General features: G+C 29.9%; 19 protein-coding genes and 3 tRNA genes. 13 read left to right on the top strand and 9 right to left on the bottom strand.

Annotated elements, in window-relative coordinates:
* Positions 1-198: hypothetical protein (locus tag CC87_RS09145; protein ID WP_169740281.1), on the top strand; the 198-nt coding region annotated here is incomplete at its 5' end.
* A 690-nt stretch (positions 199-888) separates the two neighbouring features.
* On the opposite strand, the gene CC87_RS08300 is transcribed toward CC87_RS09145, so the two are convergent.
* Positions 889-983: transfer RNA gene (locus CC87_RS08300), tRNA-Ser, on the bottom strand.
* 118 nt (positions 984-1,101) lie between these two features.
* Here CC87_RS08300 and CC87_RS08295 point away from each other — a divergent pair.
* From CC87_RS08295 to CC87_RS08270, 6 genes are all read left to right on the top strand, one after another.
* Positions 1,102-1,175 (top strand) — tRNA-Pro (locus CC87_RS08295).
* 17 nt (positions 1,176-1,192) lie between these two features.
* Positions 1,193-1,277: transfer RNA gene (locus tag CC87_RS08290), tRNA-Leu, on the top strand.
* 219 nt (positions 1,278-1,496) lie between these two features.
* On the top strand, positions 1,497-2,462 hold the full coding sequence (locus tag CC87_RS08285; protein ID WP_038058053.1) for a hydrogenase small subunit: 966 nt from the start codon (positions 1,497-1,499) through the stop codon (positions 2,460-2,462).
* 14 nt (positions 2,463-2,476) lie between these two features.
* On the top strand, positions 2,477-3,949 hold the full coding sequence (locus CC87_RS08280; protein WP_051920814.1) for a nickel-dependent hydrogenase large subunit: 1,473 nt from the start codon (positions 2,477-2,479) through the stop codon (positions 3,947-3,949).
* Between the two features lie 51 nt (positions 3,950-4,000).
* A complete protein-coding gene (locus CC87_RS08275) occupies positions 4,001-6,187 on the top strand; it encodes an ATP-binding protein (RefSeq protein WP_038058051.1) in 2,187 nt (728 codons plus the stop codon).
* Positions 6,184-7,278, top strand: a complete 1,095-nt coding sequence (locus CC87_RS08270; RefSeq protein ID WP_084222242.1) for an HD domain-containing phosphohydrolase — start codon at positions 6,184-6,186, stop codon at positions 7,276-7,278. The genes CC87_RS08275 and CC87_RS08270 overlap by 4 nt, the downstream gene beginning before the upstream one ends.
* On the opposite strand, the gene CC87_RS08265 is transcribed toward CC87_RS08270, so the two are convergent.
* Genes CC87_RS08265 through CC87_RS08240 form a run of 6 tightly spaced genes read right to left on the bottom strand, consistent with a single transcriptional unit; the run spans position 7,270 to position 12,737 of the window.
* Entirely contained in the window at positions 7,270-8,541 is a 1,272-nt protein-coding gene (locus tag CC87_RS08265; protein WP_038058049.1) for a 3-deoxy-D-manno-octulosonic acid transferase, read from the bottom strand. The two genes, CC87_RS08270 and CC87_RS08265, sit on opposite strands and share 9 nt — an antisense overlap.
* On the bottom strand, positions 8,532-9,275 hold the full coding sequence (gene pgeF, locus CC87_RS08815) for a peptidoglycan editing factor PgeF (RefSeq protein WP_051920812.1): 744 nt from the start codon (positions 9,273-9,275) through the stop codon (positions 8,532-8,534). The genes CC87_RS08265 and pgeF overlap by 10 nt, the downstream gene beginning before the upstream one ends.
* Positions 9,272-9,895, bottom strand: coding sequence for an XTP/dITP diphosphatase (locus CC87_RS08255; RefSeq protein WP_038058047.1), 624 nt, complete (start codon positions 9,893-9,895; stop codon positions 9,272-9,274). Before CC87_RS08255 ends, pgeF begins: the two co-directional genes overlap by 4 nt.
* Positions 9,888-10,601 carry a ribonuclease PH gene (gene rph / locus CC87_RS08250; RefSeq protein ID WP_038058045.1) on the bottom strand — a complete coding sequence of 238 codons (714 nt, stop codon included), beginning with the start codon at positions 10,599-10,601 and terminating at the stop codon, positions 9,888-9,890. The genes CC87_RS08255 and rph overlap by 8 nt, the downstream gene beginning before the upstream one ends.
* An 18-nt stretch (positions 10,602-10,619) precedes the next feature.
* Positions 10,620-11,714: an SPL family radical SAM protein gene (locus CC87_RS08245; protein WP_038058043.1), complete on the bottom strand. Its 1,095-nt coding sequence runs from the start codon at positions 11,712-11,714 to the stop codon at positions 10,620-10,622.
* Positions 11,715-12,737: an aspartate-semialdehyde dehydrogenase gene (locus CC87_RS08240; protein ID WP_038058042.1), complete on the bottom strand. Its 1,023-nt coding sequence runs from the start codon at positions 12,735-12,737 to the stop codon at positions 11,715-11,717. It abuts the gene before it with no gap.
* A gap of 204 nt (positions 12,738-12,941) precedes the next feature.
* Between CC87_RS08240 and nikR the strand changes: the two genes are divergently transcribed.
* Together nikR and CC87_RS08230 are read left to right on the top strand one after the other, a co-directional pair.
* Positions 12,942-13,364, top strand: coding sequence for a nickel-responsive transcriptional regulator NikR (gene nikR, locus CC87_RS08235; RefSeq protein WP_038058041.1), 423 nt, complete (start codon positions 12,942-12,944; stop codon positions 13,362-13,364).
* 94 nt (positions 13,365-13,458) lie between these two features.
* Positions 13,459-15,075 carry an acyl--CoA ligase gene (locus tag CC87_RS08230; protein ID WP_051920810.1) on the top strand — a complete coding sequence of 539 codons (1,617 nt, stop codon included), beginning with the start codon at positions 13,459-13,461 and terminating at the stop codon, positions 15,073-15,075.
* A gap of 8 nt (positions 15,076-15,083) precedes the next feature.
* Here the strand turns inward: CC87_RS08230 and rnr are convergent, their stop codons facing one another.
* Together rnr and CC87_RS08220 are read right to left on the bottom strand one after the other, a co-directional pair.
* Entirely contained in the window at positions 15,084-17,207 is a 2,124-nt protein-coding gene (gene rnr, locus CC87_RS08225; RefSeq protein WP_038058040.1) for a ribonuclease R, read from the bottom strand.
* Complete coding sequence (locus CC87_RS08220) at positions 17,176-17,487, bottom strand: hypothetical protein (protein ID WP_038058039.1); 312 nt, start codon at positions 17,485-17,487, stop codon at positions 17,176-17,178. The genes rnr and CC87_RS08220 overlap by 32 nt, the downstream gene beginning before the upstream one ends.
* A 187-nt stretch (positions 17,488-17,674) precedes the next feature.
* Here CC87_RS08220 and CC87_RS08215 point away from each other — a divergent pair, with 187 nt between their 5' ends.
* From CC87_RS08215 to cbiQ, 4 genes are read left to right on the top strand one after another with little or no spacing between them, the layout of a single operon-like run.
* The gene (locus CC87_RS08215; protein ID WP_038058038.1) at positions 17,675-18,466 is read left to right on the top strand and encodes a DUF4198 domain-containing protein; all 792 of its coding nucleotides are present in this window, start codon (positions 17,675-17,677) and stop codon (positions 18,464-18,466) included.
* A 1-nt stretch (position 18,467) separates the two neighbouring features.
* Positions 18,468-19,067: a cobalt transporter CbiM gene (cbiM, locus tag CC87_RS08210; RefSeq protein WP_038058036.1), complete on the top strand. Its 600-nt coding sequence runs from the start codon at positions 18,468-18,470 to the stop codon at positions 19,065-19,067.
* Positions 19,060-19,653: a hypothetical protein gene (locus tag CC87_RS08205; protein ID WP_038058034.1), complete on the top strand. Its 594-nt coding sequence runs from the start codon at positions 19,060-19,062 to the stop codon at positions 19,651-19,653. Before cbiM ends, CC87_RS08205 begins: the two co-directional genes overlap by 8 nt.
* Positions 19,654-19,663: 10 nt before the next feature.
* A complete protein-coding gene (cbiQ, locus tag CC87_RS08200) occupies positions 19,664-20,407 on the top strand; it encodes a cobalt ECF transporter T component CbiQ (RefSeq protein WP_038058032.1) in 744 nt (247 codons plus the stop codon).

Raw genomic sequence — 20,407 nt, 5'->3', positions numbered from 1 at the left:
GGAATGCAATATAATCTTTTGCCAGAGAAAGCCAGAAGATGTCGTCCCTGCACAATAATTAAGCATTTTTTAAGAGTGGCAGCCAAAGTAGTAAAACATGCTCGGCGATTAAAGATATGGTTTACCAAACAGATAGTGCATATTGATTGGATATATTTTGCTGCTACTCAATTAGAAAGGGGATTAGTTTTTAGATAGTTTTTATTTAAGATTTGAGAGTAGGAGTAAAAGGGGTTTTATTTAAAAAATGGGGGTATTGTGCTTAGAAAATAATTAAAGTAGGGATTTTAATTGGGTTTATTTTTAATTTTTACGAATTTTTTAAGAAGAGTTAATTTTTGGGGGAGATTTTTTTAAAATTTTTGGATAGGCTTCACAATAAAGTTTACTCCTTCAACCTTAAGCGGGAATTTTGGATTTAGAATATGAAATATTTTATTAACGCAGATTAAAATAAGGTAAATGAACTCTTTTTAAAAGCTTTCCTTAATAAGTAGTCTTGCAGGATAATAAATCACCATGACCAGGGAAAATAAACAACCCTTTGTCTTTTTCTTGAAGTTCTCTATCAAGAGAAAGAGCAAAGTATAAAAAAGTTATCCCCTCTTTTAAGTCTTGAGCTTAAAGCAAAAGCCAAAATATTTGAAAAAATCTGGCCAACTTCAAGATGTTTCCCGGCTTTTTTATTAAATTCAAGAAGATGCATAGAAAGACTTTTAGAGGCCTCTACTAAATTTTTTTACCTTATTTTGTCGAAATTCATCAAATTGATAAGGGCGTTCCAACCTTCACTTAATCCCTTTGTTTAATAAGGACATAATGATGCAAGGCTTAAAGAGATTTCAGAATTCAAAAAGATAGATCTTTTTTGTTTAGCGTTCTATATTCTGGCGGAGGAGGCGGGATTCGAACCCGCGGTACGGGGTGTTGCCCCGTACATGCGATTTCCAGTCGCACCCCTTCGTCCACTCGGGCACTCCTCCTTTTTTAAAAATAAATTTTAAAGCTTAATTTAATTTTTGCAAGGGGATTGGAATTATATAAAAACATTTTTAAGCTTGACAAGAGAAGATTTGAAGTTAATTTATTAATATAATTAATCGGGGCGTAGCTCAGCCTGGGAGAGCATCGGCTTCGGGAGCCGGATGTCGCAGGTTCAAATCCTGTCGCCCCGATTTTTAAAAACTAATATGCCGAGGTGGCGGAACTGGCAGACGCGCTGGATTCAGGATCCAGTGGGAGTTAATCCCGTGCGGGTTCAAATCCCGCCCTCGGCACTCTAAAAATAAACTACTTAATAACTTTCTCTTAAAATTTTTTTCTTTATCTTTTCTTAAAAAGAGTTTTTCTCTCAAAAAAACTTAGTTTGCGAATTATTACAAAATTTCTAATAATTTAAGACATTTTTAGTGTTATTATGTTATTGCTTTTTTTTTAAAAAAGTTTTAAAATTAATTTAGATTATTAAGAATTTTTTTATAGGAATTTTTTAACTTATGATGAATGTATTGTGGTTAAAAGCTTTAAGTTGTGGCGGAGATACTTTTTCTTTTTTAAATGCCGAACAACCTGATATTATTACAGGATTTAAAATGTTAAAATTAAATCTTTTATGGCATCCATCTTTAAGTGCGGATATGGGAGACGAGATATTTGGCTTGTTTACAGAAATACTCAATGGTAAAATACCCTTAGATATTTTAATTGTAGAAGGCTCTGTACCTTTAGGACCTAAGAACTCTGGAAAATACTTTATTTGGAATGATAAACCTTTCAAAGATTGGTTAGAAAATTTAGCCAAGGTTTGCAAATATTTAATAGCTTTAGGTACCTGTGCTTCTTTTGGAGGTATACCAGCTGCAGGTTCTAATCCCACTGAAGCAACTGGATTACAATTTTTGAGAAATCAGAAGGGTGGATTCCTCGGTGCTAAATATACCTCCAAATCTGGACTTCCTGTTATTAACATACCAGGATGTCCTGCCCATCCAGATTGGCTTATGGAGACCCTTGGCATGATAACATTTGGAAAACTTTCTCTAAAAGATCTGGATGAATACCAAAGGCCTAAGGAATTTTACAACCACTTATCTCATCATGGGTGCCCAAGAAATGAATATTATGAGTTTAAAGCCTCAGCTTTAGAATTTGGACAACAAGGCTGCTTATTTGAACATCTTGGATGTAAAGGAACTGTTTGTTTTTCAGACTGTAATATTCGTCTCTGGCTTGGAAGAACAGGAAGCTGTGTGAGAGGTGGTTTTCCGTGTATAGCCTGTACTTCTCCAGATTTTCCTGATGGATCAGTTCCCTTTTTTGAAACTAAAAAAATTGCTGATATTCCTGTTACTTTACCTAAGGATGTTCCTAAGGCCTGGTATATTGGAATTTCAACTCTTGCTAAAGCTGCAACCCCTGAAAGAGTAAAGAAAAATGCTATTTCTTTTAAAAGGATAGATTAAAAAAGAGATATTTTATGGGTAAAAAGATTGTATTAAGCCCTTTTACAAGGATTGAAGGTGATTTAAAGATAGAAGTTGATATAAAAAATAAAACTATTATAAATGTGCATGTATCTGGTGTAATGTTTAGAGGATTTGAAATAATTTTAGAAGGAAGAGATCCTATAGATGCTCTTGTTTTTACTCCAAGAATTTGCGGAATTTGTAATTTATCACATTCTATCGCAGCTTCTAAAGCTTTAAAAAATGCCTACGCAGCTGAAATGCCGCCTAATGCTTATTATTTAAGAAATATTTCTCATGCCTGTGAAATTATTTTAAGTAATTTAACCCATTTTTATTTATATTTCATAATAGACTTTATAAATAAAAAATATAAAAATTTATCTTTCTATAAAGAAGCTTATCAACGTTTTGCTCCTATGAAAGGAGAGTCTTATCTTTCTTTCATAAAAGAAAGAAAAAAATTGCTTGAGCTATTAGGAATTTTAATAGGAAAATGGCCTAATGCGCTTGCTTTTCAACCTGGAGGAGTAACTAAAAGTTTAACTTTTGGAGAAATAATTCGTGCTTTAGGAATCTTAAATGAATTTAAAGATTTTCTTGAAAAAAAATTTTTAGGTTGTTCCTTAGATAGATGGATGAAAAATAAAAAAGTTGAAGATGTAGAAAAGTGGCTTGAAGAGAAAAAAGATCATGCTGAAAGCGATATAGGATTTTTTATTCGTGTAGCCCAAGAACTTAGTTTAGATAGATTAGGAGTAAGTATAGGAAAGTTTCTTTGTTTTGGAGCATTTGAGGAACCTGATGGAACTCTGTTCTTTAAAAGTGGTTATTTCAATAGTGAGTGTAAATCTTTTGATCCTCAAAAAATAGCAGAACATATAGAATATTCTTGGTATGCAAATGATAAAAATATTGAATACCCTTTAGAAGGTAAAACTCAACCAGATATAGATAAATTAAAAGCCTATAGCTGGATAAAGTCTCCCCGTTATGATAATAATGTTGTAGAAGTAGGATCCTTAGCAAGATTAATTATTAATAATGATCCTCTCATACTTGACTATTTTAACAAATTTAAAGCAAGTATATTGGTAAGAGTTTTAGCTAAACTTCAAGAATCGTTGATATTAATAAAGGCATTAGAAAACTGGCTAAATAAAGTTGACCCAGAAGAGCCAGTTTATAAAAAATATGATATTTTACTTAATACCTTAGGAGTGGGACTTACTGAAGCACCACGAGGAGCTTTAGGACATTGGATTGTTATAGAAAATGGTAAAATAAAAAGATATCAAATAATTACTCCCACTACCTGGAATTTTTCCCCGAGAGATTCTTATGGTAGATTAGGAGTGGTAGAACAAACTTTATTAGGTATGGAAATAGAAGATGAAGAAAACCCTGTAGAGATATATCATGTAATTAGATCTTTTGATCCTTGTTTAGTGTGTAGTACCCATATATACAAAAAGAAAAAATAGCCCCCTTAATAAAAATTGATTAAAAGGAAGAAAATTTAGGAGAAATTTTTTATGACAACCAAATCTATTTATGAAGAATTTGTAGAGAAAATTAAAGATCTTGAAAAACAGGAAGAAGATACTTCTCAAATTTTAAATGAAATTAAACATTTATTTGATACATTTATAAATAAAGAGATAAAATTAAAAAAAAGAAAACAATCTTTCTATGAAAATTTGCTTCAAAAAATAAAAGAATTTGAGGAACAGGAGAATCTTTTTTGTGCTGTAATAGAACATATTGAAACATTATATTCACAATTAGCCAAAAGTCAGGTTGAATTAGAGGAAAAACATAGACAATTGTTAGATGAAATTAAAAAAAGAGAAATAATGGAAAAAGAATTATTAAAAGCTAAAGAGGAAGCAGAAATAGCCAGCAAAGCAAAAAGCGATTTTCTTGCTAAAATGAGTCATGAAATCCGCACACCTCTTACAGGAATTGTCGGATTTATAGAGCTTTTAAATCAAACTCATTTAACTGGTTTACAGAGACGTTATGTAGAAATTATAAAATCTTCAGTACAAAGTTTATTAGCTATTGTAAATGACATTTTAGATATGGCTAAAATTGAAGAAGGAAAATATGAATTGGGTTATACAAATGTGAATCCATATTTAGAACTTGATCAAATAGTTAAAGTTTTTGCTCCTGAAGCTGAACAAAAAAATTTAAATTATATATATAATTTTGATCCTTGTATTTCTGAGTGTTTAATTTTCCCGGTTCAGGCTTTAAGACAAATTTTAAACAATTTAATAAGCAATGCTATAAAATTTACAGATAAAGGAGAAGTTGAAATAAAAATTAAAGTTGTAAAAGATAAAGAAAACAGTCAAATTTTAAAGTTTGAAGTAAGAGATACAGGAATAGGTATTCCAGAGGAAAAGCTTAAAGATATATTTGAAAAATTTTCTCAAATCTACAGAGATAGAGCATCTAACTATAGTGGAACAGGACTTGGTTTAAGTATTGCTTCATCCTTAGTCAAAATGATCGGAGGAGAGTTAAAAGTTAAAAGCAAAGTAGGTGAAGGTTCTACTTTTTATTTTACAGCAGAATTTGAAAAATGTATTCCTGAAGTTTCAATAAATGAGTTGTATAGATTAAAAAATGTTTTTATAGAAGAAACTGAAGATTCAAAAAGTAAAGAAATAGCTCATATATTAGATCTTTGGAAAATACCCTTTTACCATTTAAAATTAGAACAAATAAGCAGCGGAGAAAAGCACTTTGATGTAGGCATTTTTTTTAATATTGATAATCTAAAGAAATTTTTAGATCTTTTTCCAGATTGTAGCAATTTAATTTTGATTAGTGATGAAGCTATAGAAATAGAAAATGAAAAGATAAAAGTAACTTCATCTAAGCTTTTAGATTTATATAATGTTTTAGTCAGAATTGCAGATGTAGAAAAAGAAACAGAAGAAAAGGTAAGGAAGAGATTTAAAGCAAAAGTCCTTGTAGTTGAAGATAATGAAATTGCAAGAATTCTCATAGAAGAACTACTTAAAAAATACAGTGTAGAGTTTGATACTGTTGAAAATGGACTTATTGCGATTAATAAAGTAAAAAAGAATAGATATGATCTTATTTTTATGGATATTAGTATGCCTGTAATGGATGGAGAAACAGCTATGAAACAAATTAAAAAAGAATTTACAAATATACCAATAATAGCTTTAACTGCTCATGCTTTTGCTGGAGAAAAAGAAAGACTGTTAAAAGCTGGTTTTGATGATTATATATCTAAACCTATTTCAGCTAAGGATCTTGAAAAAATCCTTGAAAAATATGCTAAGGTTGAAATAGAAGAAAGTTATAAAAAAGTTAAAAAAGAAGAACCTTTGAAAGATGTTTCCTTCATTAAAAAAGCAAAATTAGAACTGGGACTTTCTGAAAAAGTTCTTGAGAAACTTGTAGATAAATTCTTTGAAGCTTTACCACATAGATTACAAAAGATAGAAGAATGCCTTAAAGAAAGAGACTGTGAAAAATTAGCTAAAGTGGCTCATAATTTTAAAGGAAGTAGTGGTTCTTTAAGATTAGACAGTTTGTATTTATTAAGCCAAAAGTTGGAGAAGAAAGCTCGTATGAAAGAAATTGAAACATGTTTTAGATTATTTGAAAATCTTAAATATGAAGCTAAAAAATTAGAAGAAGCTTATAAATCATGGAAACAAGAGAAAAGGAAATGAAAAAAAATTTGAGGATAGTTGCTGTAGATGATGATGAAGTAATGCTTTTATTAATAGAAGAATTGTGTAAAAATTTGGGATATTATATCCAGACTTTTCTTAATCCAATGGAAGCTTTAGAATTTATCAAATTTGAAGGAGCTGATATAGTTTTGGTAGATTATATGATGCCTAATTTAGATGGAATAGAAATGATAAAAACTATTCATCAATTTGATCCAAATATTATTTGTGTAATGATTACAGCTTTTGGAGAAAGTTATGAAATAAAGGTTAAAGCTTTAGAAGCCGGAGCTACTGAATTTTTGGGTAAACCTTTTGATCCAATTGAATTCCAAGTGCGTATTAAAAACTTAGCAAAAATTAAAGAAGCACATAATGTTTTAAAAAATTTTAATAAAAGATTGATAGAAGAGGTTAGAAAGGCTACCAAAACCATTCAAGAAAGAGAAAAAGAAGCTTTAATCCTTTTGGGTAAAGCTGCAGAATGCAAAGATACAATTACAGGGGTGCACATTGTAAGGATGGCTCATTATTCTAAACTTCTTGCTGAGAAAATAGGACTTAACAAAAAGAAACAGTTAATACTTTTTTATGCTTCTACACTTCATGATATAGGAAAGCTCGCAATCCCTGATAATATCTTGCTTAAACCAGGACAATTAACCCCTGAAGAATGGGAACTTATGAAAAAACACACCATAGTTGGGTACCAAATGCTTAAAGATTGTAAAAATCCCTATCTTCGTGTTGGTGCAATAATTGCTCTATCCCATCATGAAAGATGGGATGGAACAGGTTATCCCTATGGTTTAAAAGGAGAAAATATACCTTTATACGGAAGAATTGTAGCTTTAGCAGATGTATTTGATGCTCTTACCTCAGAAAGACCTTATAAAAAGGCTTGGAAATTTGAAGATGCTATGGAATTCATTGAAAAAGGGAAGGGTAAACACTTTGATCCAGAACTTGTAGAAGCATTTTTAGCAAGTGAAAAGGAAATATTTGAAATTTTCTCCAGGTATGCCCTTGATGAACAAGAAAAAGATATTAAATTCGGTTTTTCTTTTAATTCTGTTAAATTAATCTGATTCTGATATAGAAAGTCCGTATTTATCAAGCAATTTTAAAATTTTTTCTGTAACTCCGCTTTTTGTTTTAAAAATTTGATAAGCCCTTTTTCCTAAATCTTTTTGTAATTTTTTATCTTCAATTAAATTTTTTAAATGATAAAATAAAGATTCTTTATCACTTTGAATACAGGCTTTTTTTTCCAAAAATTCTTTAACAAAAGGGAAATTTTCCATAGAAGGACCGAAAATAATAGGTTTTTTCCAATAAATAGCTTCTAAAGGATTCTGTCCCCCATGAGGAATAAAACTTCCTCCTATAATAGCTATATCACATATTCTATAAAGTGATCCCAAAATTCCCATTTTATCAACAAGAATAATAAGTTTTTTAAAATTATTTAAATCCTTTTTATTAATATAAGCTGAAGTTAATCTAAAAAATCCTGTTTCAGCATACCCTTTTATCAATCCTTTTATAGTATTTTCTACTTCATCAAATCTTTCAGGATGTCTTGGAACTATTAAAAGAGTGGCAGAGTTATCAAGTTTAAGAAAACTTTTTGTAATTAATTCTTCTTCTGGAAAATGAGTGCTTCCTGCAATAATTATCGGTTTTATAAGATATTTTTCCCAAAAAAAATCAATTTCTTTGATTTCTATATCAAACTTGGTATTACCTGTTACAAAAATTTTATTATCAGAAACCCCCAGAGCTTTGAAACGGTCTTTATAAACTTCTTCTTGTACCGCAATAAAAGATAAACAGTCTAAAATAGATTTTATAAAGAATTTTACTTTTTGATAATTTTTAAAAGATTTTTCACTAAGTCTTCCATTTATTAAAAAAACAGGAACATGCTTAGAAGCTGTTACAATTAAATTAGGCCAGAGCTCTGTTTCTGCAATTAAAAGAGCTTTTGGTTTAAAAGCCTTCAAAGTTCTTTTTATGGCAAAAGGGCAATCTAAGGGTAAATAGATAGTTTTTACAGGAAGATCTTTAAATTTTTCTTTAGCAACTTTTTGCCCTGTATCTGTAATAGTGCTTAAAAGAATATCATATCTTTTAGAAAGCTTTTTAACCAATTTAGAAACAGCTACAACTTCTCCTACAGAAACAGCATGAATCCAGATCATTTCTTTTTCAGAAAAAATCGTAGGAAAAATAGCTAATTTATCTTTAAGCCATTTTCCCCGAATTTTGGGAGGTCTTTTTAAAAATTCCTTTGGTAATGAAATTCCAGCTCCTAAGTAATATAAAAGAGTATAAATTCCTAACCACATTGCTCTATTATTCCTATTAAAGATATTTGAAAACCTCTTTTTTCTCCATGATATCTATGTGACCAGTACTCTGCATTTAAACAATAAGTGCAGTCTTTAGAAATCCAGATGTTTTTCTGAGGAATTCCTAAATTTATAGCCTGATAAAGATTTAATTTTTCCAAATCTAAACAATTTTTAGAATTTTTAAAAACCAGAAATTCCTCAAAATTTGTAAAATTACTTTTTAGTTTTTCTATAACCTCATCTCCAATTTCATAGCAGCATACCTTTATATGAGGTCCTATAGCTATTAAGATTTCTGAGGGTTGATAACTTAATTTAAAAAAATTTTTTAAAGCTTTTTTTAAAATTTTATTTACAGATCCTCTCCAACCAGCATGTATTATACCTACATATTTTCTATCAATAGTAGCTAATAAAATAGGAACACAGTCTGCTGTTCTCACTCCTAAAAACAAATTTTTTTTATCAGTAAAAACACCATCACCTTTTATAGAAAAGGGTAGGGGAATTTCAAAAAATTTTGAATCTGTAATTTCTATTATATCAGTGCTATGAATTTGTTTTGGAAAGAAAAATTTAAAAGAATTATTATAATTTAAAGAGCTAAAATTAAAAGAATAAGAAAGTTTCTTAGAAAATATTCCTAAGATATTTATTTTATGAAAAATTTCTGGATAAATAAATTCAGTTTTAAATTGTTTCTTAATTTTATTTAATAATTTATTCATTTTAAGTTTAATTCTTTTAAAAATTTAGGTAGGATTTCTTTTAATTGTTTTAGAGCTTTAGCTCTGTGGCTTAACTTATTTTTTTCCTCTAAAGGAAGTTCTGCCGCAGTTTTTTCATAGTTATATTCTGGAACCAAAAATAAAGGGTCATAGCCAAATCCAAAAGAGCCTCTTGGTTCTAATGCTATTTTACCTTCCCATATTCCTTCTGTTTTAATATATTTTCCTGAAGGATAATAAACTATCATAACACATACAAATTTTGCTTTTCTTTTTTCAGGTGGAATATCTTTAAGAGCTTCTAATAATTTTTTATTATTTTCTTCATCTGTTGCATTTTCTCCGGCAAATCTTGAAGAGTACACACCAGGAGCTCCATTTAAAGCTTCTACTTCTAATCCAGAATCATCAGCCAAACATAGATAACCTGTTTTTTCTGCATAATATTTGGCTTTAATAAGAGCATTTTCAAAAAAGGTTTTTCCCGTTTCTTCTGGTGGCTTTATATCAAAAAAATCTTTTAAAGTTTTAATTTCCAAAGGGAGGTCTTTTAAAATTTCTTTAATTTCACGGGCTTTGTTTAAATTGGAAGTAGTTATTAAAAGAGTTTTTTTATCCATTTCCCAACACCTCTTTTTGCTTTTTTATTAACTCCTGTATTCCTTTAAAAGCAAGATCTTTCATTTTAGTAAATTCTTCCCAGGTAAAAGGCCTTTTTTCAGCAGTAGCCTGAATTTCCACAATTTTACCTGATTCTGTCATAAAAAAATTTGCATCCACCTCTGCTAATACGTCTTCTTCAAAATTTAAATCTAAATAAAATTCATCGCCTATTTTACCAACACTTATTCCTGCTAAATATTCCAGAATAGGATCTTCTGAGATAACCCCACGTTCTAAAAGTCTTTTTACAGCAAGTTTTAAAGCTACAAAAGCTCCTGTTACAGAGGCAGTTCTTGTGCCTCCGTCAGCATTTAATACTTCGCAATCTATCCATAAAGTTCTTTCACCTAATTTAGTTAAATCAGTTATCCCTCTTAAAGTTCTGCCTATTAATCTCTGGATCTCCATAGATCTACCTTTTCTTCCCATAGTTTCTCTGGGAGTTCTCTCAGTGGTTGCACCGGGGATAAAGGCATATTCAGCAGTGATCCAACCGGTTCCTGTCCCTTTAAGAAAAGGTGGAACTTTTTCATCTAAACTAACTGTGCAAAGAACTTTGGTGTTCCCGAATTCCACTATAACAGAACTTAAAGGATTTTTTAAAAAGTCTAATTGAAACTTAACAGGTCTTAAGTCTTCTGGTCTTCTGCCATCAATCCTCATAAAAACCTCCTTTTGATTTTAACCACAAAGTCTTATAGCTACTTCATCAAGAATTGCTGCTACATCTTCAGAAGCTTTAATTTTTTTTCCTAAAACCTCTTCCCAGGCTCTTTCTCCTTCCATACAAAAATAAAAAGCAACTTGGTTTTCTACAGATTTAATAATTTTTGCTAAGGAATTGTAAAGTTTAATTCTTAAGTCTATAAAATAACGTTTTTTTCCATCTAAACCTTCTATAAATTCATAGGCATAAATTTTAGTATCAGAGAACCTGCTTTCAGCAATTTCTTTTAATTCCTTGGGATAACGCAAAGTTCCTAAGCTAATCCAAGCTATTCTATCAAGAGGTATGTTATTTAAAATTTCTTCTAAAATCTCAGGATATTCTTTTTCTGCTTCTTCGTAAAAAATAATAGGATCAAAGTGAAAGGCTACAGTGAAACCATATTTTATAGCAAGCTTAGCACTTTTCAGACGTTCTTTCAAAGTGGCAGATTTCTTTTCCTCCTCTTTAACTATTTTTTTAGTATTTATAGACCAAGCAAAAATTATTCTGGGATCTGGTTTAAATTTAGCATAATATTCTTCTGGCAAAGCGACTTTGGTTTTTAATTCTAAAACAGCAAGGGGATCTTTTTCTTGCCAAAAGTTTATCAATTTTTCTGAAACTTTACAGATAGGCTCCAAAGCCATACTATCTGCAAATTCGCCAGTTCCTATTCTTAAAACCTTTTTTTCTTCTTTATGTTTTTTTAAAACCTCCTCCAGCTCTCTTAAACCATCTTCTAAAAGATTTCCCCAAAGTTTAATTCCTGGTCTATTAAAATAACACTGTAAAATGCAATAAGTGCAATCTAAAGGACACCCTTCAGCGAAATGAAAAATCTTATAACCACAGCAAAAATAATTTTTGGTGCCAGGACATTTTCTAAAAAATTTTCCCTTATAATTCATAATGAATAATCTTTTTTTACCAAGAGAAACAAGCTCTGGATAAGATTTAAATTCCCATTTAAAATCTTCATAAGAAGAAATTATAGAATAAGGATATTTTTTAATTATTTCCTGAGTAAGAGAATAGGGTAGAGCAGATTTTTCTACCAATATTTCCATTTACAGATAATCTCTGATTAAAACCTCTGCAATTTGAACAGCATTAGTAGCAGCACCTTTCCTTAAGTTATCTGCTACTACCCAAAGATTAAGGCCATTTTCTATAGAAAAATCTTCTCTTATTCTCCCCACAAAAACCTCATCTCTTCCTGCTACTTCAATTTGAAGAGGATAAAGCTTTTTATCAGGATCATCTAAAACTATTACTCCTGGAGCTTTTTCTAAAAGTTCTATAGCTTTTTCTACAGTAATTTTCTTTTCTGTTTCAATATTTACAGCCTCTGCATGTCCGTAAAAAACAGGCACTCTTACAGTAGTTGCAGTAACTCCAATATTAGGATCTTCCATAATTTTTTGGGTTTCATTAACCATTTTCATTTCTTCTTTGGTGTATCTATTAGAGAGGAAAACATCTATATGAGGTACACAATTAAAAGCTATAGTTTGGGGGATATACTTGGGCTCAGGAAGACTTCTACCTTCACACCAGGCTTTGGTCTGGATTTCCAGTTCATTAATAGCCTTTTGCCCAGCTCCAGAAACAGCTTGATAGGTGCTTACCACTACTCTTTTTATTTTTGCATAATCATGTAAAGGTTTTAAAGCAACTACCATTTGAATAGTAGAACAATTAGGATTAGCAATAATGCCTTTATTTTTATATTGTGCTACAGCATGAGGATTTACCTCAGGAACTACTAAAGGAACCTCAGGATCCATTCTCCAGGCACTGGAGTTATCAATTACCACTGCTCCATCTCTGGCAAAAAGAGGTGCATAATCTAAACTTCTTTGAGCACCTGCTGAAAATAAGGCAATATCTATACCTTTAAAACTATTGGTTTCTTCCAAAACCTCTACAGGAATTTGTTCGCCTTTAAAAGGTAAAGTTAAACCTTTAGATTTAGGAGAAGCAAAAAGTCTTAAATTATTGATAGGAAAATTTCTTTCTTCTAAAACTGTAAGCATCATTCTTCCTACTGCTCCAGTAGCTCCTACTACAGCTACATTATATTCTTTCATGTTTTTTCCTCCTGTGTATTTTTTTTTTGATATATTTTAATGCTTTTTTTGGATTTGTTAATAAGTTTTTTAATAAATGATAAGTATAAATTTTTTGAGAAAAATTTATTTATCATCTTTACAAATTTTGTAATTTTTGTTAATATAAAATATTAATTTTTAATAAAAACTAAAAATAAATATTTAAAAAGGAGGAATATCTCTATGGAAGAATTAGCACGTTTCGGAGTATCCATACCCAAGGAACTTTTAAAAGCTTTTGATGAGTATATAGAAAGAAAACATTATGCCAACCGTTCAGAAGCTATTAGAGATTTGATTAGGCAAAAATTAGTAGAAGAAGAATGGAGAGAATCAAAGGAAGAAGTAATAGGAGTTATAACTTATTTGTTTGATCATCATAAAAGAGAATTGGCTGAGAAGCTTATTGAAGTTCAGCATGATCATTATAATAAAATTATTACTACACAACATATTCATATTGATCATGAAAGGTGTTTAGAAGTGGTTTTAGTAAAGGGAAGGGCTAATGAAATAAAAAAATTGGCAGACAAAATTCAAGCTTTAAAAGGGGTATTACATCTTAATGTAGCTTTAACCACTATGGGTAAAAGTTTACCTTCTTAGATTTTGTGAAATTTTTATTAAATTCTTGTTTTTTCTTTTTAATACAATTTATTTCATTTCGTGACATTTTTTGTCCAGACGGAGGAGAAGAGTTATGTATGAAGAACTAAAGGTTTATTATGATACTATTAAAAATTTTCATTTAGAAATCCCTGAGAGGTTTTCCTTTCCTTTAGATGTATTTGATAGATGGGGTAAAAAACTTGCTCTTATCTGGACAGATGGAAATGAACTAAAAAAATTTACTTTTGAAGATTTAACAATTTTTTCAAGCAAATTAGCAGGAGGATTAAAAAAATTAGGAATTAATAAAGGAGATAAAGTTTTAATTTATCTTCCCAATAGATATGAATGGTGGATATGTGTATTAGCTTTAATGAGGATCAATGCCATTATTATTCCTGCTACTACAATGTTAACTCCTAAGGATCTTGAATATAGACTGAATGCTACTAATATAAAAGCTATTATTTCAGATAATGAAAATGCATTTAAAGTTGAAGAAGCTGTAAATGCTACAAATTCTAACACCATTTTAATAAACATTGATAATAGATCAGGATGGGAAAAATTTAATGATTTATTGAAAAGTGATGCCTTTTTAGGAGAAAGAGCTTTTTCTGATGACCCTGCTTTTATATTTTTTACTTCTGGAACAACAGGTCTTCCTAAAATGGTTTTACATACGCAAGTTTCTTATCCATTAGCTCATAAAATTACAGGAAAATTTTGGTTAGACCTAAAACCAGATGATATACACTGGAATCTTTCTGATACAGGATGGGCAAAAGCTGCTTGGTCTTCTCTTTTTGGTCCTTGGAATATGGGAGCAACTGTTTTTGCCAGAAAAAGTGATAAGAAATTCTCTCCTTATAATATGATAGAAACTTTAAGAAAATTTGAAATAACTACTTTATGTGCTCCTCCTACAGTTTATAGAATGTTGGTTAAAGATGTTCCTTTAAAAGATTTAAGTTTTCCCACAGTCAGACATTTTGTATCTGCTGGAGAGCCTTTAAATCCAGAAATAATAGATATATGGAAAGAAGCAACAGGACAATATATTTATAATGGATATGGTCAAACAGAAACTGTAAATACTATAGCTATGTTTAGATTTATTCCTATGAGGAAAGGAGCTATGGGACTTCCAACTCCTGGGTTTACCATAGATATAGTTGATGACGAAGGAAAACCTGTTAAACCTTATGATGATGGAAATATTGCTATAAAGGTTAAACCTGAGCGCCCTGTAGGATTATTTAAAGAATACATTGACGATGAAAAAGAAATGCAGGCAGCTTTTAAAGGAGAGTGGTATTTTACAAGAGATAGGGGATACAAAGATGAAGATGGCTATTTTTGGTTTCTTGGTAGAGAAGATGATATTATCATAAGTTCAGGATATAGAATTTCTCCTTTTGAGGTAGAAAGTGTTTTACTTAAACATCCTGCAGTAAAAGAATCTGCAGTAGTAGCAAGTCCTGATGAAATAAGAGGAGAGGTTGTTAAAGCTTTTATTGTTTTAAGGGATGGATATAACCCCTCAGAAGACTTAATAAAAGAGCTACAACATTTTGTAAAAAAAGAAACAGCACCTTATAAATATCCCAGAAAAATTGAATTTGTAAGTGAGCTTCCTAAAACTATAAGCGGTAAAATTAAAAGAAAAGAGCTTAAATTGAAAGAATTTAGACTTTGGCCTAAATAATAGAAAATTTAATTTACTAATTCAAAGTTAATATGAAAGCGTTTTAAATCTACTTCTTTTACTTTAACTTTTACTTTTTGTCCTATTTGAAAGACTTTTCCTGATTTTTGTCCTATTAAAGATATTCCTTTTTCATCTAACACATAAAAATCATCCGGAATATCAATCAGTCTAACCACTCCACTTATTAAATATTCTTCTAAATCTACAAAGAAACCGAAAGCAGTGACTCCAGTAATAATCCCTTCAAAAATTTGTCCGAGTTTATCTTTCATAAAAAAGGCCTGAAACCTTTTAAGAACATTTCTTTCTGCTTCTTCTGCTGTTCTTTCCCTTTCTGAGAGATGTTTTCCCATAATTTCAAGTTCATCTTCTCTATAGGGTGACTTTTTCTTCCTTAAAGCTTTTTTTAAAGTCCTATGAACTACTAAATCAGGATATCGTCTAATAGGAGAAGTAAAATGACAATAGCACTCAGAAGCTAAACCAAAATGTCCTACATTTTCTGGAGAATATTTGGCTTGCTTAAGAGATCTTAAAAGAAGATTATTAAGTAAATAAGCATAAGGTTTTCCTGCAAAATTACTTAAAAGTTCTTGAAAAAATTGAGGTGTTATTTCTTCAGGGAACTCTATTTCTATTCCATAAGCTAAAAATATTTCAGAAAGTTGTTTCAATTTATTTAAATCAGGTGTTTCATGTACACGATAGAGAAAAGAATAACCTTTCTCTGTTAAAAATTCTGCCACTGCTTCATTAGCTATAATCATAAAATCTTCTATAAGCATGTGAGCTAAATTCCTTTCTCTTTTTACTATATTTTCTATTTCTCCTTTCATATTTATAACAACTTCTGGTTCAGGGAGATCAAAATCAAGACTTCCTCTTCTTAATCTTTTTTCTCTTAAAATCAAAGCTAATTCTGCTGCAACTTCTAACATAGAATATAAATTTTCATATTTTTGAATCACTTCTTTATTTTTATCAACTATCATTTGTTTAACTTCTGTATAAGTTAAACGGGCGTGAGATTTTATTACTGCTTCATAAAAATTTTTTTTTAAAATATCTCCATATTGATTGAAATCTAATTCAACCACCATAGCTAATCGTTCTACTTGAGGATTTAAGCTACAGAGATTATTAGAGAGCTTTTCAGGAAACATAGGAATTACCATATTAGGAAAATAGACACTGGTCCCTCTTAAATAAGCTTCTTTATCTAAAAATGAATTTTTTTGAACATAATGGGACACATCAGCAATAGCAACCCAAAGTTTATAACCTTTAGGAGTTCTTTTCACACAAATAGCATCATCAAAATCTTTGGCATTTTCTCCATCTATAGTGACTAAAGGAATTTTTGTTAAATCTTGACGTCCTTTTTTATCTTCAGGTCTTACTTCTTCAGGAATTTTAGCAAGCTCTTTTTTCACCTTAGATTTCCACTCATGAGGTAGATCATAGTTATAAATCACAGCCCAGGTATGAGTTTCTAAATTAGAAGGATCTCCTAAATCTTTAACAATCTCTCCTATAGGAAGACCAAATTCTGAAGTATTCTGGATAATTTTGGTAACTACTAAATGACCTTTTTGGGCATTATGTAATCGTTTTTTGGGAATATAAATTTCAAAAGGAAAACGGGGGTCTTCAGGTTCCACAAAAAAAAGTTTTTTGCGTTTAATAAGATATCCAATAATATTTTTTCTTTTTCTTTCTAAAACCTGAATAATTGTTCCTTCTGGACCTTTAGGTGTGGATTTATCAATTCTTACTAAAACTATATCTCCATTTAAAGCTTTACCTATCTTTCTTGGAGGTATAAAAACAGTTCTTTCATCTTCAGTTTCTACAAATCCAAAACCATCAGGATGAACTCTTAGTGTGCCTTTAACTACATCCAAATGTTCAGAAAGACCATATTTTCTCCGTTTAATCCTAACAAGTTTCCCTTGTTCTGTGAGATCTTTGATAATGGCTCTTACTTTTTTTCTTTCTTCAGAAGGAATATTTAAAAAATGATAAATTTCTTTTAAAAGGAGAGGTTTTTTCTTTTTTTTGAAGAGTGAAAAAATTTCTTCTTCCAAAAATTTTGAGTTAATTCTTTTTTGTTTTTTCTTTTTTGACATTATATTTTAAATGTAGATATTCAATAGCCTTTTCTAAATCTTTATCAGGAACGGTAATATGTAATCCAGATTTTGGTCCTTTTCTAATTAAATATTTTAATTGATCTGCTGAAGTGATATGTTTTTCTTTAACAATATTTTCTAAACTTTTAGAGCCTTTATGACATTTTAGACATTTAAAGTCTTCTTTAGCTATATTTATAAAAGATACCTTAGAAATAAAAATAATACCTGTTAAAATAATAGGAAAAATAAGAAAACTAAAAAGTTTACCTTTCATAGATTAAATAATAGTTAAGAAAATTTTTTTGTCAAGCTAAAAATATCTTTGAGATCTAAAATCTTTTTAAAAATTAGTATAAATAAAGGACCAAAAATTTTGAATTAAAAAAATCTTTTATAAAAGTTGACAATTTTTTTATTAGTGATAAAAATTAGAAAAATATTCCTATAAAAGGAGGCATACTATGAAAAAGATTTTAAAAAATGTTATTTTAGGAGGATCTATATTACTATTTTCTACATCTTTAGCAAAAGCTCATTTTTTACTTTTAAAACCTACTACTGACAATATAGATAGGGTTAAAACAATTAAAATAGAAGCGAAATTTACCCATCCTATGGAAGGCGGACCTAATATGGATTTTAAAATTATTGATAGTGGAATTTTTGTAAGAGGAGAAAAAATTAAGCCCAATTGGAAGGTTAAACTGATTCCATCTATGAAGGGCAGCAAGAATAAAGTTCATATGTATATTACTGATCTTAAAATTAACAGACCAGGAGTTTATCAAATTTATGTAGATCCAGCACCATATTTTGAACCTGCAGAAGAGAAATTTATAAAACAGATAACCAAGGTATGTATTTCTGCCTTAGGAATGGAAGATGGTTGGGATAAACCTATAGGTCTTAAAGCTGAAATTATTCCTTTAGTAAAACCTTTTGCTCTTTGGGAAGGGAACACCTTTAGAGGGAGAGTTTTCATCAATGGTAAACCAGCTTCTAACATAGATGTGGAAGTTGAATACTTAAATACTAAAGGAGTCAAAACTCCAGCAGAATCTTTTGTTACTCAAGTAGTAAAAACCGATGAAAATGGCTATTTTGAATATACCATTCCTTGGGCTGGATGGTGGGGATTTTCTGCTCTTGGAGATGGCGGCACTTTGAAAGGTCCAGATGGGAAAGAGTATCCTCTTGAACTTGATGCTGTTATGTGGGTAAAAGCCTATCCAAAACCAAAAGAGGTAAAATAAAATGCATATTTCAGAGGGGGTTTTATCCCCTCCTGTTCTTTTAGCAGGAGGGATTTTAACCTTAGCTGGTTTAGCTATAGGATTAAAAAATCTCAAAAATAAGAAACTTCCGGAAGTTGCTGTGCTTTCAAGCACTTTTTTTGTAGCCTCCTTAATCCATGTGCCTATTGGTCCTACTTCAGTTCATTTAATTTTAAATGGTTTAGTAGGGTTGCTTTTAGGATGGACTTCTTTTCTGGCTATTTTCTTGGGTTTATTACTTCAGGCTCTTTTGTTTCAATTTGGAGGCCTTACCACCTTGGGAGTAAATACCTTTGATATGGCTCTCCCGGCTGTAATATGTTGGTATTTATTTAGAAGTTTTGAAAAAAAAGAAAATTTAAAATTAAGCTTTATAGGAGGCTTTTTAGCTGGGTCTTTATCTGTGTTTTTAGCAGGAATTTTTACAAGCCTGGCTTTATATTTTACAGAACATAATTTTATTTCTGTTGCCAAAGCTTTATTAATTGCACATCTTCCTATAGCAATTATAGAAGGTTTTATCACAGCCTTTGTAGTTACTTATTTACTAAAAGTTAAACCGGAGGCAATTTATGAATAAAAGGTTATGTTTATTATTTAGCTTATTTTTAATGTTGATATCAGTTAAAGCAGCTTTAGCTCATAAAGTAAGTGTTTTTGGTTATAGAGAGGGAAACTGTATTATAGGAGAATCATATTTTTCTGATGGATCTCCTTGTAAAAAATGTTTAGTAGAAATTTATGATGAACAAGGAAAAAAAATCGCACAAACTACTACTGATGAAAAAGGGAGATTTAAAGTTTTAGTTAATGAAAAAGGATCTGTTAAAATAAAATTAATTGCAGGAGAGGGGCATTTAGCAGAATATGAAATAGAAGGCCTGAAAGAGGTAACTGAAAAGAATCAAACTTCCTCTCAAAAAGAAATATCTAAAAAAATTGTTAAATCCAAAAATTCTCAAATTCAGACATCTATTAGTAAAGATGAATTAAAAAAGATTGTTAGGCAAGTTGTAGCTGAGGAAACAGAAGGTATAAAATCTATGCTTATGGATCTAAAAAAAGACATGAGTAAAGCTAAAATTCATGAAATAATAGGTGGAATAGGTTACATTTTTGGAATTTGGGGTATAATTGCTCTGTTAAAAACCAGAAAGAGATTATAAGAAATTTTAAATGCATCTTGAAGTTTTTGCAGAGGGAAATTCCTTCTTACATAAACTTGATCCAAGAATAAAAATTTTAAGTTTAACTGTTTTTGCAATATTATGTGCTATTTCTAAAGGGCTTTTAGTTCCCTTTTTGTATCTTTTATTTTCCTTGTCTTTAATCTTAATAGCAAATCTTAATTTAAAAGAATTAACAAATAGAATTTTTTCAGCTAATTTTTTTATTTTATTTATGTGGCTATTTTTGCCTTTTACTTATCAATCTAATCCTTATATTCATTTAGGATTTTTAAAAATAAGTTTAAAAGGAATTGAATATGCCTTATCTATAACACTTAAATGTAATGCTATAATTTTAGCAACTATAGCTCTGTTAGCTACTTCTACTATTTTTGATATTGCTCATGCTATGCTTCATTTTAAAATCCCAACCAAATTAGTAACTGTATTTTTTTTATTTTACCGTTATATTACTGTTATGCATGAAGAATATATAAAAATAAAAAGAGCGGTTTTGGCTCGTGGTTTTAATCCAAAAACTAATATTTTTACTTATAAAACTTATGCTTATATATTAGGAGCTTTATTATTAAAGAGTTTTGAAAGATCTGAAGAAGTATATAAAGCCATGCTTTGCAGAGGTTTTAAAGGTTTTTTCCCTCTTTTAGATCATTTTAAAATGGAGAAAAAAGATATAATCTTTGGAATTTTTATATGTTTAATATCTATTTTAATTTTTTTATTTAATTAG

It is taken from the genome of Thermodesulfobacterium hydrogeniphilum, assembly GCF_000746255.1.
Classification (GTDB): domain Bacteria; phylum Desulfobacterota; class Thermodesulfobacteria; order Thermodesulfobacteriales; family Thermodesulfobacteriaceae; genus Thermodesulfobacterium; species Thermodesulfobacterium hydrogeniphilum.
Note: the sequence above shows the minus strand (reverse complement) of the source record. Positions and strands in the feature narration are given on the sequence as shown.

Coding starts and splice junctions, on each gene's coding strand:
- CC87_RS08285 (WP_038058053.1), top strand. CDS start 1,497: ATGATGAATGTATTGTGGTTAAAAGCTTTAAGTTGTGGCGGAGATACT.
- CC87_RS08280 (WP_051920814.1), top strand. CDS start 2,477: ATGGGTAAAAAGATTGTATTAAGCCCTTTTACAAGGATTGAAGGTGAT.
- CC87_RS08220 (WP_038058039.1), bottom strand. CDS start 17,487: ATGAAAGGTAAACTTTTTAGTTTTCTTATTTTTCCTATTATTTTAACA.
- nikR (WP_038058041.1), top strand. CDS start 12,942: ATGGAAGAATTAGCACGTTTCGGAGTATCCATACCCAAGGAACTTTTA.
- cbiM (WP_038058036.1), top strand. CDS start 18,468: ATGCATATTTCAGAGGGGGTTTTATCCCCTCCTGTTCTTTTAGCAGGA.
- CC87_RS08270 (WP_084222242.1), top strand. CDS start 6,184: ATGAAAAAAAATTTGAGGATAGTTGCTGTAGATGATGATGAAGTAATG.
- CC87_RS08205 (WP_038058034.1), top strand. CDS start 19,060: ATGAATAAAAGGTTATGTTTATTATTTAGCTTATTTTTAATGTTGATA.
- CC87_RS08255 (WP_038058047.1), bottom strand. CDS start 9,895: ATGGATAAAAAAACTCTTTTAATAACTACTTCCAATTTAAACAAAGCC.
- CC87_RS08240 (WP_038058042.1), bottom strand. CDS start 12,737: ATGAAAGAATATAATGTAGCTGTAGTAGGAGCTACTGGAGCAGTAGGA.
- CC87_RS08230 (WP_051920810.1), top strand. CDS start 13,459: ATGTATGAAGAACTAAAGGTTTATTATGATACTATTAAAAATTTTCAT.
- CC87_RS08215 (WP_038058038.1), top strand. CDS start 17,675: ATGAAAAAGATTTTAAAAAATGTTATTTTAGGAGGATCTATATTACTA.
- rnr (WP_038058040.1), bottom strand. CDS start 17,207: ATGTCAAAAAAGAAAAAACAAAAAAGAATTAACTCAAAATTTTTGGAA.
- cbiQ (WP_038058032.1), top strand. CDS start 19,664: ATGCATCTTGAAGTTTTTGCAGAGGGAAATTCCTTCTTACATAAACTT.
- CC87_RS08245 (WP_038058043.1), bottom strand. CDS start 11,714: ATGGAAATATTGGTAGAAAAATCTGCTCTACCCTATTCTCTTACTCAG.
- pgeF (WP_051920812.1), bottom strand. CDS start 9,275: ATGAATAAATTATTAAATAAAATTAAGAAACAATTTAAAACTGAATTT.
- CC87_RS08265 (WP_038058049.1), bottom strand. CDS start 8,541: ATGTGGTTAGGAATTTATACTCTTTTATATTACTTAGGAGCTGGAATT.
- rph (WP_038058045.1), bottom strand. CDS start 10,601: ATGAGGATTGATGGCAGAAGACCAGAAGACTTAAGACCTGTTAAGTTT.
- CC87_RS08275 (WP_038058051.1), top strand. CDS start 4,001: ATGACAACCAAATCTATTTATGAAGAATTTGTAGAGAAAATTAAAGAT.